This window comes from Bacillus sp. FJAT-45066 (assembly GCF_002335755.1).
Classification (GTDB): Bacteria; Bacillota; Bacilli; order Bacillales; family Bacillaceae_I; genus Bacillus_CD; species Bacillus_CD alkalisoli.
Genome location: NZ_NISQ01000001.1, coordinates 1,094,946 through 1,114,564, shown reverse-complemented (window position 1 = coordinate 1,114,564; position 19,619 = coordinate 1,094,946). Strand labels below are relative to the sequence as shown.

The window sequence follows — 19,619 nt, the reverse complement described above, 5'->3', positions numbered from 1 at the left end:
TTCTACATAATTATTTAGCTTCAGGTCCAAATTTACCATCCTGATAGTCTCGATACGCTTGTTGAATTTCTTCCATGGAGTTCATAACAAATGGACCATACGCAACAACATTCTCTCTGAATGGTTCACCTGAGTAGACTAAAACTTTACAACGTCTACTTTTGGCATTTATCGTAAGTTCACTAACTTTGCTTTTATCACCATTTTCGACGAAAGACAACGTTGCTACACCATTCTTTTGTAACGATACTTCATTTTCTCCAACAGCCATCTCTCCAGATAATACATATAAAAATGCATTATGTGTTTCAGGGATTAAGTGTTTATAAGATACACCTTCATCTAAAGAAATTTCACACATCGTTATTGGTACAAGTGAATGCATTGGACCTTCTATACCAGCTATATTCCCAGCAAATACTTTTACTTTTCCACCATCAAATTTTGACACTGGCGCTTGTTCTGCGTAAACATCTTTATAGAAAGGATCACTGTTCTTTAGATCACTTGGTAAATTGAGCCATAATTGCAGCGTATGAGCAATATCATCTTCTACCCCTTCTTCTGCATGGCGCGCCCCTTTACCAGCGTTCATATACTGCACGTCACCTGGCTCTAAAATCCCTCTTCCCCCTGCGTTGTCAATGTGCTCTAATCTTCCATCTACTACATACGTTATCGTTTGGAAACCTCTATGCGGGTGATCTGAAAAAGCTCCTCGTTTAAACCAATCTTCTGCCATTAATAAAAACGGGTCAAACTTTTCCCATTGTCCTGCTGGAAGGATCCATCCTTTTTGAATAAACGGAAAGCTAGCCTCTTCATAGCGGACATTCCATTGTTCTGTTACCGTTCTTTTATGTAAATTTTGCATATACGTTTTCACTCCAATGTGTGGAAGTTCTATTTTGGTGAAATTATAACATAGGGTTATAGCAAAAAATAAATAATTAGCTTACTGAGTGAGTTTCATAAAGTTTTAACACTATATGAAAAACGAATAATAAAAGAAATGCATATCAATTACTACTATTAAATACCGAACATTATAGAGTTAAACTCCCTATATAATTCGTTTTTTCATTAAACGAACCGTATTTATGAAATCGATTTCTACTAAAAAAAACCGACAGTATGTCGGTTAACTTAAAAATAATACCATCCAATCTTCATCTAAATACTCGCCATCTACCTTCAATGCGTTTCGTTCTAGTCCATATACTTCGAATCCAAGAGATTCATATAGCCTTTTGGCTGATGCATTACCTTGTACGACGGTTAAAAGTAATTGCTCCACTCCTTGACACTCTTTTGCTTTCTTTATTAATTCCTGCATAAGTTGTTTTGCTACACCTTTACCACGAGCTTCTGGTACTACATACATCCCAAAAACATTTGCTTTATGATTTATTTTAAGGCCAATTTCTCGAAAAAAAGTAACTAAACCTACCAATGTTTCTTTTTTATCGAAGGCTCCTAATACAAACTTATCGCTTGAAGGACTAATTCTTTCCTTTACAGTCTCTATAGAAAAAGCTGCTTCTCTTTCATATGTAGAGCTAAATGCTTCTGGATTTGTTATTAAGGCACTCAGACGAACTGCTTGATATGTCTTTGCATCTGCCTCTGTTAAAATACGAATTTTCATCTTACACCTCTAACTTAAATAAAGTTCACATTTAATTTTTCTAATAGCCATTTTGGAACAACAAATCTTGCCGTAATTAATGGATCAACCATTTGGCACACTTCAACTTGACCAACTGCACTCATGAGCATGGTAGCTTCACTAAGGGATAAGTTTGTTTTTGCTACAATTCGGTCTACCATTTGTTCTGTGGCTATTTTTGCTGCTTCATCTAACGTTTTTGCCGAAACAATCGTTGTAACAACCGTTTCGTTTTCTAACAACGGATGCTCTAAATATACGTTTTTTATTATTTCTAATGTTACCGTTACTTTTCCGGGCACTTCAATGCCAGATACACTTATCTCCCCATCACCCATTGCAGCATGAAAGTCTCCTGTCGCAAACAACGCACCTTCGACAAAAACAGGAAAATACAAGGTTGCTCCCTCTTCTACCATTTTATTATCCATGTTGCCACCATGGCGGTCAGGTGTGCCACAAGAAACACCTTCCCCGTCTGGTGCGACACCAATTACACCAATCATAGGGTTTAAAGGCAATTCTAATTCATTAAAAATAGCTTTTCCATTACGGATGGGTATGATTTTTGACTCCATCTTTTCTATTCGATGACCTAACACTCCAAGGTTTGGACCGACACACATTACTCCTTGATTGCCTATTTCAATCTTGTCGATTTTCACCTTTAACACATCCCCTGGCATAGCACCATCGATATAAATAGGACCTGTTGCTGGGTTTACTTGATTCCAGTTAATACCTGTAATCTCCGTCTGTTCGGATTGGATTTGATCTTGAAAGCAATCATATGTTTCAATTTCTACTGTAGCACCAGAAGGAACATGTAACACTGGTTTATGAGTCTTATTGAAATCATATATAATTCCTTTTTCACGTGAAAGACTATACATAATTAAATCCCCCTTATTATTTGGACTATGATACTACTTCCATGTGTAAGGTGGAATTACCTTCAAATACTTATTATAAATATATTTACACTTCTACACCAAAGCCCACTCCTTCGCATAAATTACCTTACAGTATGAAAGTTATCACTTTACCAATTTAGTAGTTTGAAAGGAGTATTTCTATGGATTTAACTCTGGCTCATTGGATGTATTTAGCTGGAACAATCATTATAATCATGACGATGTTGTTTAGACAAAATGTTGTCGTTCCTTCCATATTAGTTACATTTTTAGTTGGATGGATTTTTACAGGTTCCTTTACGGTCGGACTACAAACTATTTTTACCGCTAGCTTAGTAGCTGCAGGAGAGCTATTTAACATTTTCCTCATCATCGCAATAATGACTGCTTTATTACACTCTTTAAAATCTTTAGGTTCAGACGAACAAATGATTACACCGTTTCAGCGGGTAATGAAAAATGGGCATATATCGTTTTGGGTCATCATTTTCGTCACTTATGCCATTTCTTTATTCTTTTGGCCAACGCCAGCAGTTCCACTTGTAGGTGCATTGCTCATTCCAGTTGCGATTCGTGCAGGTTTACCTCCAATAGGGTCTGCCATTGCTATATCATTGGCTGGGCAAGGGATGGCACTTTCATCAGACTATGTAATTCAAATTGCACCGACTTTAACTGCAACCGCTGCAGGTGTAGATGTTGCCTCCGTAGCAGATAAAGGTTTTATTTTATCTATTGTAACAGGACTTGTAGCAATCACTTTAGCTTATCTTTTCCTCAGAAAACATATACAAAAGCCATCGAACGAACATTTAGTAGCATGGGAAAATAGTGAAGGAAATGCCATGGGCTCTGATGACAACACCACGACTGAAACGGGTGGAAGAAGCAAGTATAGCTTATTATTCGCTATTCTTGTTCCGAGTACGTTTTTAGTCATAATTATTTACATGGTATTGGCGAAATTCAGTGAAAGCATTCCTTCTCTCGAGGGTGGTGCTGGAGCCGCATTAATCGGAGGAGCTTCTGTCATTCTCCTTATTGCAGCTTCCTTCTTTAAAAACACTCGAACTTCATTAGCAAATGTTAGTGATAACTTAGTAAAAGGATTTTTATTTGCCTTTAAGGCGATGGGGCCAGTTATCCCGATTGCTGGATTCTTCTTTATTGGTAGTGGAGAATTTTCAGGTAGAATTCTTGGAAGTGAATCCTCCCCTTCCTTCTTGTTCGATCTAATTTTAGCAGGTCAGCAATTCATTCCTGAAAGCGCATTTATTGCTGGGTTTGTTATCCTTTTAATGGGGATGATTACAGGATTAGACGGATCTGGTTTCTCTGGCTTGCCTCTTGTAGGTGCATTGTCTGGTGCATTAGGTGAAACGGTCGGTGTGGATGTTTCCACCTTAGCAGCTATAGGACAAATTGGTTCTATCTGGGTTGGTGGAGGAACACTTATTGCCTGGTCATCCCTTGTAGCCGTTGCTGGCTTTGCTAAAGTTCCAGTGATGGAATTAGTGCGAAAAAGCTTTTTGCCAGTCCTCCTTGGTTTAATCATTGCCACCATTTTTGGCTTAATCATATTTTAAAGGATTAGGGACGGATCGATTCTGTCCCTTTTTTTGTCGAAACTTTATAACAAATTTTATTGATATAACGGTTGCGTTATGAAAATTTTGGTATATACTATAGATATATCAAGAATAATTGATTAATAAAGGGGATAGAAAAATGTTAGATATTATGATGGTTGCAGATGCTAAACAAAAGGAATTAAAAGCTGAGATTAGAAAAGCTAGAAAAGCTGATTGGTTTCGTTCACTTTTTACGAAGCAAGTACAAGTAGAGAAACAAATGAAAAATACGGTGAAGACTGAAATGGTTTGCTGCGCATAAAATTGCGGTTATTAAATCAAAAATAATCGATTATAAAGAAGTCTGCTTGGTAGGTAGACCTATCATTATTAATGAAGTTCATCTACAATAATATTTTCATGCCAAATGAACTTCATTTGCCTTATGAAGTTCAACTACAATAATTTTTTCATGTCAATTGAACTTCATTTGCCTTATGTAGTTCAACTACATCAAATTTTTCATGCCAATTGAACTTCATTTGCCTTATGAAGTTCAACTACATCAAATTTTTCATGCCAATTGAACTTCATCAGCCTTATGATGTTCATCTACCACAAATTTTTCATGCCAAATGAACTTCATTTGTCTTATGAAGTTCATCTACATCAAATTTTTCATGCGAAGATAAACTCCACAGTCTTTTTGTCCAAGCCTCTATACTAAATTCTTAAGCAAATCGATAATACAACAGCAATATAGTCGCTAATGCAAAGATGAAATTCAGAAAAACAAAAACCATTTGATCTAACTTTGATTTATGTATACTAATTGGAGGATCATAGAACGAAACTCCTTCTATAATAAAGATTATTAGGATAATATGAATCATAAAGTGTCCAATTATCTCCGTTACGCCAAACAACATCGTCGTAGATATGAAAATTAACGTTAAAACAAACGCCAAAACTCTATTTAAAATACCTACTACAAGCAAATAACCGACGACAAACTCGATAAATGCTGCGAGTACTACGAACGTTTCTGGTGCAAATCCAAAAGTGGGAACTTGGTGATTTTGTATGATGTCCACACTCATCGAAGGATACACCCATTTTTCCACGGCCACCCAACAAAGAGACAAACCTGTCCCTAAATATAAAAATGGAAATCCCCAATTTTCTAATTTTGTTTTTCCAACTAACAACACAGCTATTATCGCAATATAAAATCCGTAATCTAACATATGAAATAAACCGGCTACAGAAAGTTGATACAGGAATAATCCTAGTAAAAAAAATGCTCCCACTTTCGTTGCTACATGATGTGGTATTAATAAAAATAAGATCGTAACCCATAACAATAACGTTATAAATCCATTTTCGATCAGAAACTCAGGAGCAAATAGCGAACCAGAGATTACTTGTACGATTAATGCAAGGGCTGTACCATACTTTAAAATATGCCTAGAAAGTTTTCGATATCCCCCAAGACTTATGTCTAATTTTTTCATTATGGGTATCTTGTTTACTAGTGGATCTGCTACTTGTGTTAATACCGCTAAGAATATAGCAATGAATATGGCTAAAAACATGAACATTGGAGAAAGAATATTTTCTATGCTCTCTTTTACTGGGTTCATTTCTGTGAACCATTTCACATGTGCAACCGCAACAGTTGGAATCATAAGAGCAATTATGAATGGAATAATATATTTTTTCATCGTTGCCTCCTAGTTTTTTTGGTATTTCAAACTAGTTTTTACAATTTGGCATTTATTATCCTTTACCATTCTATTCTTTCTCCAGGACAGTGTATTTATTACTCTTTTTTCTCACTATTAAATGATAACTAGTAAAGATACAACATTAGTGAAAGGTGTAACATAAAAAAAAATAGATACGCCTTTCGAAGCTCATCGCCGTTACCCAAACCGTCAAAATGGTCAAAGGCTTCGAAATTTCTCCTCAATTATTCTTTTACCATGCAGGGAATTTTCACAATTTACTAGAATAAATTAATGTTAGAAATTAATTTTCCATTTTTAGGAGGACACCAAGTTGAAAGAACGCCTTTTATGGTTAAGTGTTTTCATTATTGTAATAAGTAGTTTAGGCAACTACTTCTACTATAATGACAAACTAATCGATAAACCAATTTTCTTAGAGCATTATATGGTGAAAGAACTATATGAAGAAAACGAAATAATTGAGTTTACTATTTACTACCTTACAAATAAACAGGATCCCCATAAGATTCATAATGTTTTCATTGATGGTGTAAATGCAAATATTTATAGTCAGTCTTCATCAGGTTGGCATTTTGGCACAGAACAAGTTGAGTACATAGACCAATTTAATCACCATTACTTAATGTCTGCCAATATAGCAATTTGGACGGATACACTTAACTTAAATAAAAATGAAGAATTTTCCATAACAGATGTTACGTTCTTTCTATCCAATGGTGAGGAAGTGACAGCTAGTATCGGTGAAATACTAATTACCGCTTCACCTTCTCTGAATGAAAAAGAAGTAATTTTTTCTCCATTTCAAATGACTGGTTCTGATCATTTTACGGAGAGTTTTCATATAGCAAACGAAACATTATTCATTGAAAGTGTAACGATTCCGTTCTCGGAACAAATTGGTGAACAAATTAAATTTCAATATAGTATTGATCAAGAAATTACAAAAGAACTATATGACAGGCATAACAAAGCCGACCGATTTTTCACAATCGATGCATGGAAAGAATTAAATGTGCAACGATTAAACAGTCATTCTTTCCCTATCTCCTTAGAAGAAAATGAAATGATGTGGCTTTTAACACAATTATTGCCAGAAAAACCAATGTATACTTCGCTATCATTTACATGGGAAGGTACAACAGGAGAAGGAAAACCATTTGCATTTAGGACTCATGTCGGTAATTTCCCATATGTGAATCAAGATTACGTTAATCAAATGATTAAAGAGTATAAAGAAGGTGCATCACGATGATACAATTCAAGAAGTTATTCTGGGGATTTTTGTTTGTGTTCTTGGAGATTCATATTTTTATAGATATTTTGCCTGATCCTGTTGGTTATTTTCTTATTTTTTCAGGACTATCTTCACTATTAATTAAGATTCCTGACTCTCGAGTAGGAAAAATGGCTATAAAATGTTCACTAGCTTTAGTTATTCTGTCCATGCCTTCTTTCTTTATTTCTCAAAATGCAATCAACCAGCTTGGAAACATTCCTACTATTTGGGGTTCTTACACGTTTTTTATAGGCTTACTTAATATCGTTTTAATGTTTTATGTTTTTCAATTTATGATTGTATTAGCAAAGAATATTGGAGCGGAACAGATAAGTAACAAAACAAAAATATTCATGAAAGTATACTTAGTTATCTTTTTACTTCTTACATTTGTCGGAACGTTTGCGATAAATATGTACTATTACACTTTTATTGGCGTAATGGTTTTCTCCTTCATAATCTCGCTGATTTTAGAAATTTATTTCCTCGTTTTGTTATGGCGTTTTGCAAAAATTAAATACTAAAAAAATAATTTCACACTTCTACTGCTTTTATTTAATTAAACGCAGTTTTTTCTTCTCTTTTCTCTTTGAACTATTAACCTACCTTGAACATAAAATATACTATACAAATCGTTTAAGGGGGCTACAACATGATTAACTTCTTTGTCGTTTTTATAGGTCTGTTTATGGGAATGTTGGTTATTCGTTTATCGATTTTGGATGTTGTTTATTTTAGTCATTGGAAAGAAAAAATCGTGAACTATATAATCCTTCCTTCCTCCATTAGTTTCGTATATGTCACCTTCATTAGCAATTCGATTATAGAGACAGAATGGAATTTACATTTAGTTTTCGGTTTTATTATCGGTTTTGTCTTACAATTTATTATATTTTTAGTTCGACGTAAGTACCTTCGTTTATTAATTATGGAAAGAATAAAAAGAGAGAAGAGAAAGTAAGTTTATCCTAACTATCATTTCTTTTATTTTAGTTAATAAATCCTCCTACCAATCTACTTTCAACGACAACCGTCTACACACAACTACACAAAAATGTTCGAAATTGTCTTTTCCTGCGCTTTCCCAGGAAACTTTTTATTCCCTAAAACACTATTTAATTTTATAATCCATTATAATAATAGTATCGACATGAAAAGGGAGTTTGAAAATTGGATAAAAAACAAGTAGAACAACAAGTTATTGAAAACTATCAAAAAGATGAAAATATGATGATTTTAGTTTTTGCGCAATGGTGTGTGAACAATGATTTAGATCCTGTTGAACTTTATAAACGAGCATACCCTTCGCAAGACTCTAATGCGGCACTTGCACAAATGGTAGATCTAACTGTAGATAAAGATGAGGCTGGAGAAATTGCAGACGAGACGTTACTTGGAGTGTTATCTTTATTCGGAAATGAGGACTTAGCAATTGTCGTAACGGAAGAGATACAAAAACGGAAAAACTCGTAATCGATTCTTGATTACGAGTTTTTCCATTTTTACTTAAGTGAGCTGCAAAATGTATTTTTACGATTCGAAAAACGAATGATAGCATCATATATTGTATTTATCTAGCTTAATTATGATTATAACCTCTAAGAAGTTATATTACGACCTTCGATGGACATTTTAATTCGTTCATCGCATATACTCCAGGCTTTTCACCGTATACTTCACACACTTTGATTTCTTCATTGTTTTTACAGTCTGCACATTGTGAAAAAGTTATAGTGAAATCTCCGGGTTGCCACTCAAAGCGTTCATCCCTGTGAACTTTCTTATCGGTCATGACTATCACCACCTAAGACACTATCGTTTATTGGGCACCATTAATAATTGTTGAAGAATTGTTATGCAATATATACTTTCCGGTTTTAGAATCACCATTAAACAGACCTAAATTTATATATTCTGGTATTTTCGATGGCACTTCTTCTTTTTGGAATCATTTATTAAATTGTCCTCTCATGAAGCAAGCATGGTTTGTGTTATGGATACCAACCAGTAGGATTATTCATCCGCAACAACTCCGTCGTCGAAGGGAATATATTGAGTTTGTGTTACTCCATTTTTACGATACGTAATTCTTATCGTCGCAATATCATTGTTAGTCTTAGTATTAAAGTATTCAACTCGCAATACTAAGTGAAAGTCTTGGTCTACTTGAAATCCATTAACATTTAATAATTCATTGTCGTAACCTTCTTCTAATACTCTTTCTTCATCTATGGATCCAAATCTCTCTACCGTAGTTACATAGGGCTGAACACGAACGTCGTCATCATTTTCTTCTACTAATCTACCATCCTGCTTCAAAAATTCGATTTTTTTAAGTATTGGGTTTCCTCTCCCTTCCCATCTAAGAAAATAGCCCATATAAATAACTTTTTCTTCTTCAAAAAAGTCTTTTCCCACTGTCCCATGACTCCATTTCGTAAATTCACCGTCACGACTTACATAATTAAAAATCGACCAAGAACTTATACTAAGTATAAGAAGTAAAAGAAGAACGACAATAATTCTCTTCATGATTCACCCCTATTTTCTAAAATATATAGCAGTTTGCTACCTATTTAACTTTAACATAAATAACCATTAATTCGAATATTATGTATTTAATTTTTAACTCTAATAAACACCGCTGTTAATTTTCGTCCATGTATTCAATCATCAACTAGGAATATATGAAAATAAACAATTTTGTTTCAAAACGATTGAAAAAATGGCATCCACTTGCTTTATAACAAAATGGACACCAATCTGTGGTCTGTGGCATTTATTGTATAAGTTGAGCAATTTTATAAATTAACGGTATTCCAATCGCCAAGTTGAATGGAAATGTAATCCCAAGTGCAAGGCCTATATAAATAGAAGGATTTGCTTTAGGAACGGAAGTTTTTAATGCTGCAGGTGCTGCAATATACGAAGCACTTCCAGCTAACACTCCAAAAATAGTCGCCCCACCAACTGATAACCCGATAGCATTTCCTACTAAAACACCTATTGTACCAAATACAACTGGTGCCATTAGAGCAAATACGATTAACTTCGCTCCATACTTTTTCAACTCTGTTAGACGCTCTCCAGCTACCAATCCCATGTAAAGTAAAAATAAAGCTAGCACACTCCCATATAGATCACTAAAAAGTGGCTTTACCATCGTAAACCCTTCATCTTGAATAACATAGCCGATTAGTAAACTTCCTAGGAGTAGTAGAACACTTTTACCGAAAAATGTTTCTTTCCAAATATGCTTATCTAATAATGAAGCTGTTGGTGTTATTCCTAATGTTTGATAAGACATACCACTAGGTGCAACACTAGCTTTCTCTAACATTTTCATTAATAATATAGAAGTAATAATTGCTGGGCTTTCCATAATAACTACCATCGCATGCATGTAACCTTCATACGATATTCCTTGTTTATCAAAAAACGATATCGTTGCCCCGTACGTTACAATACTTACAGATCCGTAAGTTGCTGCTAATCCAATTGAATTATATAAATCTATTTTTAACATTTTTAAAAAAATCATCGCGATAATTGGCAAAGAAGCACCTAGTAAAATCGTTGCAATGGTAGGAACGATAATCGTTGAAAGTGGATATTTGGCTAGCTCCACGCCTCCTTTTAATCCAATGGCAATTAAAAGGTAAATACTTAAACCTTCTGATATTGGTTTAGGTATAGTTAAGTCTGATTTTACAATTGATGCAATAATTCCCAATAGAAAAAATAACACAACAGCTGAAGTAATGTTTTGAATAAATATGTCTAACATTTTTTCTCCTCCTTTAAACGTAAAAAACCGACAATCTTATAAGCAATTTGCTTAATGATTGTCGGTTTATCTTTAACTTCTATATAAAATAGAGCTAAACATCTCCCTATATATGAAACTGGATTTCATTTTCCAGTTTAAACACCATTACTCGTTCTCCTGTTTTTGTGCTTAAATCTGTATGAAAGCTAGTAACTTTTATGTTAACTATTTCGTTTATAATTGTTCTTAATGTTTCTACACCTGACTCTACTAGATTGGACCGAGTGTTTTTAATCATTAATCGTCCTTCCGCTGTAACACACAACTTATATTCTGCTGGTGTTAAAACGCCTTTTAACGTCACGATGATCATGTCGCGGACAATGTCTGCTTTTACCATTACAGAGCCTCGACCTAAGTAATCCTTTTCCCATTGTGTTAATGCTTTACTAATTTCGGACTCTAACATTCCTTTCGATTTGTTCAAAAGTATGTCCTCCACGTAGTCAATTTCGTTTTTTCATTTTGTCTAAGACGTTCGACTTTTACAAAAATGCTAAAACTCTACATTTAAATATAATCTATTGATTTCCGTTTCGTCAATACGTTACGGAAAATTATCTTGCTAATTGATAAATTTCGTAAACATCTTCTTCATGCAACTTTTTAAAATTCCCTAATGGCCAACGTTCAGTTGCTTTCTTTGCCATCTCACGAAAATGCTCGTCCCCTATTTTTGCTTCATTTAAAGTAATTGGCATTCCAATAGATTGGAAAAATTGCTCCGTTCTCTTAATTCCTTCTATAGCTGTATGTTCAAGATTATGTAGATCAACCTCCACATCCCACACTCTGTTCGCATATTGAACAAATCTGTTCAAGTCATGTTTATACACATATTTCATCCATGCCGGGAAAATAATAGCCAAACCTGCCCCATGTGCAATGTCATAGATACCACTTATTTCATGCTCGATATCATGACTTGCCCAGTCACCCGTACGACCTGTGCCAAGAATATCATTATGTGCAATCGTCCCAGCCCACATAATTTCTGCTCTTGCATCATAGTTGATTGGTTCTTCTAATACAATTGGGCCATTTTTAATGATTGACTTTAAAGTGGCTTCACATAGACGATCAGTCAAGTCGACGTTTTTATCTGTTGTAAAATAACGTTCCAATATATGAGACATCATATCTGTTATCCCACATGCTGTTTGGTAAGCCGGAAGTGTGTAAGTAAGTTCAGGATTTAAGATAGCAAACTTTGGTCTCATGGATGGGTGTAAAGCAGAGCGCTTTAGCCAACCTTCTTCATTTGTAATAACTGTACCCGAACTCGTTTCACTTCCAGCAGCTGGAATCGTTAATACAACTCCTAATGGAATACAGTCGGTAACTTCTGCCTCTCCGCTGAAAAAGTCCCATACATCTCCATCGTAGTTTGCTCCTGCTGCTATTGCTTTCGCTGAATCAATGACACTTCCTCCACCAACAGCTAAAATGAAAGCAATATCGTTCTCTTTACAAATAGACACTCCTTCTCTTACAAGACTAACACGTGGGTTCGGTTTTACTCCTCCGAGTTCAAACACTTCTATATTTTGCTCTTGTAACTTCTGAATTACCTTATCGTACAGCCCACTCTTTTTAATACTTCCACCACCGTAATGAAGTAGTACCTTTTTAGAAAATTGACTTGTCTCTATGCCAACTTGATTTTCTGTATTTTTTCCAAATATTATTTTCGTGCTATTTTGAAAAATAAAGTCATTCATATTGTATCCTCCGATGTTATATTTTCTATCTTAATATCATATTTCTACCGTTTGGAAAGTGCAAGTTTTCTATACCATTAATATTTGAGTTGATTAAACTTCATCATTACGGTTCGTTTAGTAATGTTTTACATATTTATCTTTTAATTTTCTTTTAACAAGTATATAAATAAAGTAAGAACCTATAAAGGTGGTGGGAGTATGGATGAGAAAGTGTTAGAGCTTAGTAAGCGGATCTCCAGATTAGAAAATGAACTAGCTGAGGTAAAGAATGAATTACGAACCTACCAAGTTTTAAGAACTGAACAACAAGTTACAACACATGAACCTTTTCCTAAGAAAAAATTAGACAGTGTGGCTGTTCGTAAGCACATTGTAGAAAAAGAGACTAAAAGTTTTGATACGCTAGTATCCGAGTGGTTGCCCAGAATCTTTATCTTTGTTCTTATATTAGGGGTCATTTGGGGATTTGTTGCAGCTGCAGAACGCGGTTGGATTAGTCCTGTCGTTCGCGTACTGTTCGGGTTTGGTTTGACTGGACTTTTGTATTGGTTAGGGAACTTACAGTATAAGAAGAATAAGAATTCATTAAGTATTGTTTTGTTAGCAGGTAGCGTTATAGTTTATGTTATTTCCATCTTTGCAGGTAATGTGCTTTACGATATTATCCCCCATTTTGTAACGGTAGTTTTATTAGGAATAGGTATTGCTGGCGGGGTTTATCTTTCTCGCAAATATCAATCTGAGGTTTTGTTAGCGATTGTCGGTGTAGGAGCTTATGTATATCCATTTTTGTTTGCTGGAGATACTCGAAATGAATACGTTTTTTATGTATATCAAACATTCGTATTCGTCGGCTTAGTTTATGAATCTGTGAAACAGCAATACAAAGTAACTTGGAACATTGCCAACTATGCTTTTATGTTTGCAGTTTTAGTTTTTACTATTATTGGTGTAGGTGGAAGCTCGTATTTTGCCCTAACCATCATAGGCTTACAGCAAGCCGTCATTATTTTCTTAACGTATCAAGCGAAGAATCATACGTCAAAAGGAATGTACATTCCTGCTATTGCAACAAGTGCATTATTTTTATACGGAATGGGTTACAGCTTATTTAATAACTTAAGCCATTTACTGATTGGTTTTTACATTGTCATGAATGTACTATACTTTGCACTTAGTATGCTAAGAACAAATGAACATAAAGAATTGAACAACGTATTTTTCGTTTTTTCTATGTTTTATTTGTTCCTAATCATTACCGAATTAGTAGGCTCAAGAGATATTGCCTACATGACCTTTATCGTGCAAGCTGCGGTCGTTTACTATTTAGCACAAAAGAGAAACAGTATTTTAGGAACCGTTACGAGCTTTGTTATTTTGTTACCAGTTTTAGATTTTCTTCTCGATATTCCAGGTGAATGGTTTACGTTCACTGTTTTTGTCACATGGATTTTATTTATTGGATTCTTTAAATTTATTTATATGCTGAAAGATGTGTCAACTGTATTAAAAGAATACTATATTAAAAATGCTTCTCCATATATACTTTCGTTGTTAGTTGTCATCTTTTTTACAAAGATATCAGCATTCTTCACAAAGGATAGTACGTATATGATGGCAAACATCGGGGTATCTATTTCTTGGATTGTGTTTGTTGCAGTTGCTTATATTTCTTATAGTTACTTTAAACATAAACATTGGAATTATATCGGATTAGCATTTTTATTTATTTCGCTGTCAAAAGTAACCTTATTTGATTTAGCGATGGTAGATATCGTTTGGAGAGCTATTCTATTTATTACACTTGGCGTTATTGGTTTGCTTATATCAAAAGTGTTTTATAATAGTAGAAAAAATTGAACACATAAATCTGTATTGTAAATCTGCGGGTGTTTCACAAACTATCATCCGTCTTTTTATGCAGACTATTGACTCATTTTCAGAACAAAAGCGCTGCTGCGCCCGCTTACGCTTATCGACGTAAAAACTCGACGGCTCCGAAGCGAAATATAGGAAACACAATTTGTGACGTAGGAACAAATCGATGTTAACTTATCGACCGGAGGAACAGGAAGTTTTATAGTCGATTGCGTAAGTCTTTAAAATTTCCTAAAGCAAAAAGAGCTCGAGATTATAATCTCAAAAGCTCTTTTCCATTTATTCTAATAATTATTTCATTGCCAATCTGGCTCAGTTTTTCTTGCTGTTCCACCATACCTTGATGTTTGAATGAACCTTGATTAGTGATATATACTGTCAAAAAGTAAATCAAGCCAAAACAGCTAATGCAAATATGAGTGTAAAGTAACTGTATCGGAGTAAGGAATTTTGCAATTAGTAAAGACACAAACACGAACAAAGACAACAGGCCAATACCTACTAAATATGACTTTAACTCATTATCAGACATTTCCCTTTCTCGGTTTTGCCTATTCATGCATAAACCCTCCTTATTTAATAAATGACAGCGGGCTTACCAATAGAATATGTTGTTCACTTTAGAAAAAGAACAAAATTTGCTGAAACATAGGGACATGTCTCGATTAAAGTCGATGCATGTCCTTTCTAATAAATAAATTTATTTCCACATAAAAGTGTTAGATTTATATATTAAATCAGTACTTCTTCCTTACATCACTTCAAATAATATAGTCTTCTGGCACACATTTTAGGCTTCAAATTTCCTAATAATACCTTAATGTTTAATTTTTTCAATATGAAAAAGTTGAATATAGTTATATAGCTAGATTGTTTCGACATTTCAATATTTCAAAATCCGTAATTTTTTAATGTTTTACCTCACTAAAGTGTTATAAAAAGGTAAAACGTCCTATTCTGTCGACATTTATACAAAGGAAAGGTCGAAAAACGTAGAATTTTTTGAATAGTTTACAAAAAAATTCATTGCTATAATTTGGCTTGTACCAAAAACTATGAAACTCGGGGGTTAGATCTAGTGAAAAAAAGTAAACTACTCGTTAACACGACTTTAGCAGGAGCCATTGTATTTTCTACATTTATCCCAACTGCTTTTGCACATGATGCATTAGACTTTGAAGCAGGTAATAAGGCAGGTTCGGCATTTACACAGGAAGAACTAAATGAGATGCAATTAGGTTTCAGTTCCACTGGAGGTAAAAATGTTCGTTTCTTAACAGAAGCTGCTTCTTTACAAATTGAGCCAATTAATGGTTCCCAAAAGAATATGGCAGATGTGTATGCATATAAAGGTTTTGCTTATACAGGAACTCATACTGCTGGTGGAGGTAATGGCGGCGTTCGCGTTTTTGACTTAAAAGATCCAGCTAACCCTGTAGAAGTAGCGACGTTCGCTAACGACATTCCATTTACTTGGCAGGAAAAAGTTATCGTTAGATCCGTAAACACTCCTCACTTTAAAGGAGACTTAGCGGTAGTAAGTGTACAACAAACTAGCCGTAACAATGCTAATAGACCTGACAGTATTGGTGGGGTGCTCCTATACGATGTAAGTGATCCGTATAACCCTGAACGTCTTGGTTTTTACGAGCTTGATCGTCGTATTACTGGTACTCACGAATTATATTTAACAACACAAGGTAATCGTGCATTACTTTTAACTTCTAGTCCATATGCAGATTTTTACACTGGAGGAGTAGAAAAAGACTTCCAAATTATTGATGTTACAAATCCAACAAGTCCAGAGAAACTGTGGCAGTTTGATCCACGAGTACTTCCTGAAGTGCCAGAAAGCTTTGACGGTTACTTTTGGTTTGTAGAGGAAGAAAATAGAAACCGTCCAGTGTTTAATCATAGTGTAATTACAGATAACAACGGTCATTACGCATATGTATCTATGTGGGATTTAGGAACGGTTATTTTTGACATAAGAAATCCAGAAGAGCCAGTATACTTAGGTAGAACTAGTTTTGAAAGTCACGTAAAAGGCGCCGCTCACTCTGCTGCCCTTGCAAAAGGTGGAACAATCCTTATCGAAACACGTGAAGTGGCGAATCCTGTAGGTGCTGGTTATGAAGATGCGTATGGCTACACTCGTATTTATGATATTAAAGATAAAACGAACCCTGTTCTGTTAAGTCAATTTACGACAGAATTGACGTTTGATGTTCCTGAAAGTCCTGCTGGTCGTTCAACATTTGCAAAAACAGTACACGACCCTAAAGTCCTTGGAAACACACTTTACCTTTCCTACTACTCAGGTGGAGTTGTTCATGTTGACATTACAAACCCAAGCAACCCTGTTGAAATCGGTCGTTACACGCCAGAGCGCTCCAACGTTTGGGGAGTTTTCGTAGACAGAAACTATGTACTTGCTTCTGATATGAACAGTGGTTTGAAAGTTTTACTAAAAAACAATGCTGGTGGCAATAAAGGTGGAAATCAACCTACTGAATAAATAAGAAAAATGCATGGGTTATTGTTTAATCCATGCATTTTTTATGGAAGGTTACTAGTTTCATTTAGCTGTTAAAGTATAATTAATAAATAATCTTTAATCATAGGATTTAGTCCCTCTTGCAATTCTTATAGATTAATTAAATTCAAAAGTAAGGATAGTAATTTAAAACTATACAAAAAGAGCTAAAAGGTTAAATAAATATCCTCTCAGCTCTTTAAATAAATTAACTTGCTAGTTCTTCTAGTTCCATTGCTTCTTTAGAAAGCACCACTTCCACTAAGCCGTATATCGCATCGTATGCTGATTCGCTTAGATTTTCATTGGAATATTCCTTTTCCAAATCAAGTAATAACTTTTCTAATGCACGTAGATAGTTATGATTATGCGCTTGAAGTGCTCGCTCATTTTTTGGTAATTCTAATTTTAATGCGTGATTTTCTACTGTGTTTGTTTGATTAAATATTACGTTGAAAGTACTACGTTTATATAAGTGGTCTTCACTGTTGTAAAGAACTAGCGCCGCTTTAATATCTTGTAGTACAGCTAACTTGGAAACAGGCATTGGACTGTAACCAGCCGAAATAGCATCTTCCTCTGTATGGAAAAACACGCGATATTCTGGCTCAACAGAACGCCATTCAGAAGCTGGTACATAATATTTCGTACGATAATCTCCTACTGGACGTTTTGGTGTAGATCCACCTTCACGAGCACGGAATTCGAATGGATATTCCATCATTGGATCTTCCGGATTCCAAATGGCAAGACCTGCGTCTTTTGCTTCTTTTAACGCTTTACCGTATTTTTCTACTACATCACTTTCAAAGGGCCATATAAAATATGTAACTGCATGACCAGCTAGTACCATTTCATAGTTTGTATTCAAACCGTCTAGTGTGATAACTTTAAAGGGTACGACCTACAAACATGATGAATTCCTCCTAGAATGATGACTATCACTTGACACTCCGATTTATACATATTCCATCGGCTCTGTGCTATGTACATATCCATTTTTCTTATAAAAGTTAATACTGTCTTCACTTGGCCATACAATAATGAATTCGTACTTATTCTCTTTCGTCCACTCATTTACCTTTGAGATTAGCTTACTCCCAATACCCATGCTTCTAAATTCAGGAATCGTATATACATTTGTCATATAGGCAAACGGATACGTTACTCTACCAGGCCGTGGTACTTTATGAATTAGTTCTATGAATATGTGGGAAACAACCTTCTCTTCTACCTCAGCTACCCATATAAACCATTGGTCTCTATTGATAGCGTCTACTAAGAAACTTTTACATTCTTTCTCAAAACTTTCGTATGACGTTTGTGCGATTTTCTTCGTCTCGTCATGTTCAATGGTGAAATCCCATCTCATTTTAATTAAACTCTGTATATCTTTATCTTCAGCTAGCCTTATGATCATTGGAATCCCCTCCTTTCAGTCAACAGATTCAATTTTTCTATAGATACTTTTTTCTGATACAAAAAGGTTAATACAGTAAGCTATTTGTTATGTTGATGGTTTTATGTTCATACTCTTTATTCACACCTACAATCATAATTTTAGAAATGACTCCTCACTGTTTCTTGTATCTTAAAATATTTAAATCTTCCCAGCCATAAACTAGTTCATTAAGCTTCTTTCCAGCGATTTCGACCTCGATTTTATCTAGTAACTTGCCACCTAGTGACTCATAAAACAATTTGGACTTATTATCTTCTAACACAAGTACGAGCAGGGAATGTATTCCTAACTTTTCTAATTCTTTTATTACTGGTGTTACAAGTGCTTTGCCTAATCCCCGGCCTTGAAACTCCTCCAAAATATAAATGGCGCTAAGTTCTCCCATATACCCTGAATATTTACCACTTCTTTCTTTACAACCTGTAGAAAACCCGACAATTTCATCGTTATTGTTTTCGGCCACAAAAACGATGGAATGTGGAATATTATTAATCCATAATTCTTCACGTGTTTGATAGGATAGATTATTTAAGTATTCATTTGGGATGATGTTATTGTATGTAGTTCTCCAACTATCAACATGAACTTTAGCTATTCCACTGGCATCAGTTAATTTAGCCGGTCTAATAATCATATGAATGCTCCTTTCATTTTTAACAAAAGAAAGAAATACTAAGACGTGTGTTTTTTGTCATTATTTTCTTATTTCACTCTTACAGCAGCTAAATATTGTTATGAATTATTTTTTAAATTTTTCAGGATTTTCTATCCTTATCGATATGACCTCTCCGCAATTCAAGCAAAAAGTATATATTTTGGTAGAACCCATTGAAAACTTGCTATCTAATGGCTTTACAGGCATGTAATCAGTACCTTTTGCAAATTCTACCCCGTTACAATTAGTGCATTTTACTTCTTTCATACTAGCAACTCCTTTCTCTTACAGAATTTACGATAGAGTTTAAGAAAAGTTTCAAATTTAATGGATAATGTTTCTAGGAACAAATAA

22 protein-coding genes are annotated in these 19,619 nt (G+C 34.6%); 8 read left to right on the top strand and 14 right to left on the bottom strand.

All coding sequences use genetic code 11. The features are described 5' to 3' along the window. Positions 1-10 precede the first annotated feature (10 nt). The 3 genes from CDZ92_RS05645 to CDZ92_RS05635 form a co-directional block, all read right to left on the bottom strand. Entirely contained in the window at positions 11-874 is an 864-nt protein-coding gene (locus tag CDZ92_RS05645) for a pirin family protein (RefSeq protein ID WP_096154279.1), read from the bottom strand. Between the two features lie 267 nt (positions 875-1,141). Continuing rightward, the gene (locus tag CDZ92_RS05640) at positions 1,142-1,648 is read right to left on the bottom strand and encodes a GNAT family N-acetyltransferase (RefSeq protein ID WP_096154278.1); all 507 of its coding nucleotides are present in this window, start codon (positions 1,646-1,648) and stop codon (positions 1,142-1,144) included. Positions 1,649-1,662: 14 nt separating this feature from the next. Beyond that, complete coding sequence (locus CDZ92_RS05635) at positions 1,663-2,562, bottom strand: acetamidase/formamidase family protein (protein WP_096154277.1); 900 nt, start codon at positions 2,560-2,562, stop codon at positions 1,663-1,665. A 182-nt stretch (positions 2,563-2,744) separates the two neighbouring features. Between CDZ92_RS05635 and CDZ92_RS05630 the strand changes: the two genes are divergently transcribed. Both CDZ92_RS05630 and CDZ92_RS19860 read left to right on the top strand, forming a co-directional pair. Then, positions 2,745-4,169, top strand: coding sequence for a hypothetical protein (locus tag CDZ92_RS05630; RefSeq protein ID WP_096154275.1), 1,425 nt, complete (start codon positions 2,745-2,747; stop codon positions 4,167-4,169). 142 nt (positions 4,170-4,311) lie between these two features. Then, on the top strand, positions 4,312-4,476 hold the full coding sequence (locus CDZ92_RS19860; RefSeq protein WP_157842712.1) for a hypothetical protein: 165 nt from the start codon (positions 4,312-4,314) through the stop codon (positions 4,474-4,476). A gap of 409 nt (positions 4,477-4,885) precedes the next feature. On the opposite strand, the gene CDZ92_RS05625 is transcribed toward CDZ92_RS19860, so the two are convergent. Beyond that, positions 4,886-5,878: a DoxX family membrane protein gene (locus tag CDZ92_RS05625; RefSeq protein WP_096154274.1), complete on the bottom strand. Its 993-nt coding sequence runs from the start codon at positions 5,876-5,878 to the stop codon at positions 4,886-4,888. Positions 5,879-6,215: 337 nt separating this feature from the next. On the opposite strand from CDZ92_RS05625, the gene CDZ92_RS05620 reads away from it, so the two are divergent. The 4 genes from CDZ92_RS05620 (at position 6,216) to CDZ92_RS05605 (ending at position 8,654) form a co-directional block, all read left to right on the top strand. After that, positions 6,216-7,157 carry a hypothetical protein gene (locus tag CDZ92_RS05620; RefSeq protein ID WP_096154272.1) on the top strand — a complete coding sequence of 314 codons (942 nt, stop codon included), beginning with the start codon at positions 6,216-6,218 and terminating at the stop codon, positions 7,155-7,157. Next, a complete protein-coding gene (locus tag CDZ92_RS05615) occupies positions 7,154-7,705 on the top strand; it encodes a hypothetical protein (RefSeq protein WP_096154270.1) in 552 nt (183 codons plus the stop codon). The genes CDZ92_RS05620 and CDZ92_RS05615 overlap by 4 nt, the downstream gene beginning before the upstream one ends. 128 nt (positions 7,706-7,833) lie before the next feature. Further along, complete coding sequence (locus tag CDZ92_RS05610) at positions 7,834-8,142, top strand: hypothetical protein (RefSeq protein WP_096154268.1); 309 nt, start codon at positions 7,834-7,836, stop codon at positions 8,140-8,142. A 209-nt stretch (positions 8,143-8,351) separates the two neighbouring features. After that, a complete protein-coding gene (locus CDZ92_RS05605) occupies positions 8,352-8,654 on the top strand; it encodes a hypothetical protein (protein ID WP_096154266.1) in 303 nt (100 codons plus the stop codon). A gap of 133 nt (positions 8,655-8,787) precedes the next feature. Here CDZ92_RS05605 and CDZ92_RS05600 read toward each other — a convergent pair whose 3' ends face one another. The 5 genes from CDZ92_RS05600 to CDZ92_RS05580 all read right to left on the bottom strand — a co-directional run bounded on the left by CDZ92_RS05600 (position 8,788) and on the right by CDZ92_RS05580 (position 12,731). Further along, positions 8,788-8,973 carry a hypothetical protein gene (locus tag CDZ92_RS05600; protein ID WP_096154264.1) on the bottom strand — a complete coding sequence of 62 codons (186 nt, stop codon included), beginning with the start codon at positions 8,971-8,973 and terminating at the stop codon, positions 8,788-8,790. Between the two features lie 221 nt (positions 8,974-9,194). Beyond that, positions 9,195-9,713: a hypothetical protein gene (locus CDZ92_RS05595; RefSeq protein ID WP_096154262.1), complete on the bottom strand. Its 519-nt coding sequence runs from the start codon at positions 9,711-9,713 to the stop codon at positions 9,195-9,197. 247 nt (positions 9,714-9,960) lie between these two features. After that, positions 9,961-10,968 (bottom strand): sodium-dependent bicarbonate transport family permease, encoded by a 1,008-nt coding sequence (locus CDZ92_RS05590; protein WP_096154260.1) that lies wholly within the window; start codon positions 10,966-10,968, stop codon positions 9,961-9,963. Between the two features lie 106 nt (positions 10,969-11,074). Then, positions 11,075-11,437 (bottom strand): DUF2294 domain-containing protein, encoded by a 363-nt coding sequence (locus CDZ92_RS05585; RefSeq protein WP_096154258.1) that lies wholly within the window; start codon positions 11,435-11,437, stop codon positions 11,075-11,077. 130 nt (positions 11,438-11,567) lie between these two features. Next, complete coding sequence (locus tag CDZ92_RS05580) at positions 11,568-12,731, bottom strand: iron-containing alcohol dehydrogenase (RefSeq protein WP_096154257.1); 1,164 nt, start codon at positions 12,729-12,731, stop codon at positions 11,568-11,570. Between the two features lie 201 nt (positions 12,732-12,932). Between CDZ92_RS05580 and CDZ92_RS05575 the strand changes: the two genes are divergently transcribed. Continuing rightward, the gene (locus CDZ92_RS05575; protein WP_096154255.1) at positions 12,933-14,594 is read left to right on the top strand and encodes a DUF2339 domain-containing protein; all 1,662 of its coding nucleotides are present in this window, start codon (positions 12,933-12,935) and stop codon (positions 14,592-14,594) included. Positions 14,595-14,865: 271 nt separating this feature from the next. Here CDZ92_RS05575 and CDZ92_RS05570 read toward each other — a convergent pair whose 3' ends face one another. Then, complete coding sequence (locus CDZ92_RS05570) at positions 14,866-15,171, bottom strand: hypothetical protein (protein ID WP_096154253.1); 306 nt, start codon at positions 15,169-15,171, stop codon at positions 14,866-14,868. A gap of 519 nt (positions 15,172-15,690) precedes the next feature. Here CDZ92_RS05570 and CDZ92_RS05565 point away from each other — a divergent pair. After that, a complete protein-coding gene (locus tag CDZ92_RS05565; RefSeq protein WP_096154251.1) occupies positions 15,691-17,130 on the top strand; it encodes an LVIVD repeat-containing protein in 1,440 nt (479 codons plus the stop codon). Positions 17,131-17,356: 226 nt separating this feature from the next. On the opposite strand, the gene CDZ92_RS05560 is transcribed toward CDZ92_RS05565, so the two are convergent. From CDZ92_RS05560 to CDZ92_RS05545, 4 genes are all read right to left on the bottom strand, one after another. After that, the gene (locus tag CDZ92_RS05560; RefSeq protein ID WP_096154250.1) at positions 17,357-18,019 is read right to left on the bottom strand and encodes a hypothetical protein; all 663 of its coding nucleotides are present in this window, start codon (positions 18,017-18,019) and stop codon (positions 17,357-17,359) included. An 87-nt stretch (positions 18,020-18,106) separates the two neighbouring features. Next, positions 18,107-18,568: a GNAT family N-acetyltransferase gene (locus tag CDZ92_RS05555; RefSeq protein WP_096154248.1), complete on the bottom strand. Its 462-nt coding sequence runs from the start codon at positions 18,566-18,568 to the stop codon at positions 18,107-18,109. Positions 18,569-18,722: 154 nt separating this feature from the next. Continuing rightward, a complete protein-coding gene (locus CDZ92_RS05550; protein WP_096154246.1) occupies positions 18,723-19,244 on the bottom strand; it encodes a GNAT family N-acetyltransferase in 522 nt (173 codons plus the stop codon). Between the two features lie 105 nt (positions 19,245-19,349). Then, the gene (locus CDZ92_RS05545) at positions 19,350-19,532 is read right to left on the bottom strand and encodes a hypothetical protein (RefSeq protein ID WP_096154244.1); all 183 of its coding nucleotides are present in this window, start codon (positions 19,530-19,532) and stop codon (positions 19,350-19,352) included. Positions 19,533-19,619 lie beyond the last annotated feature (87 nt).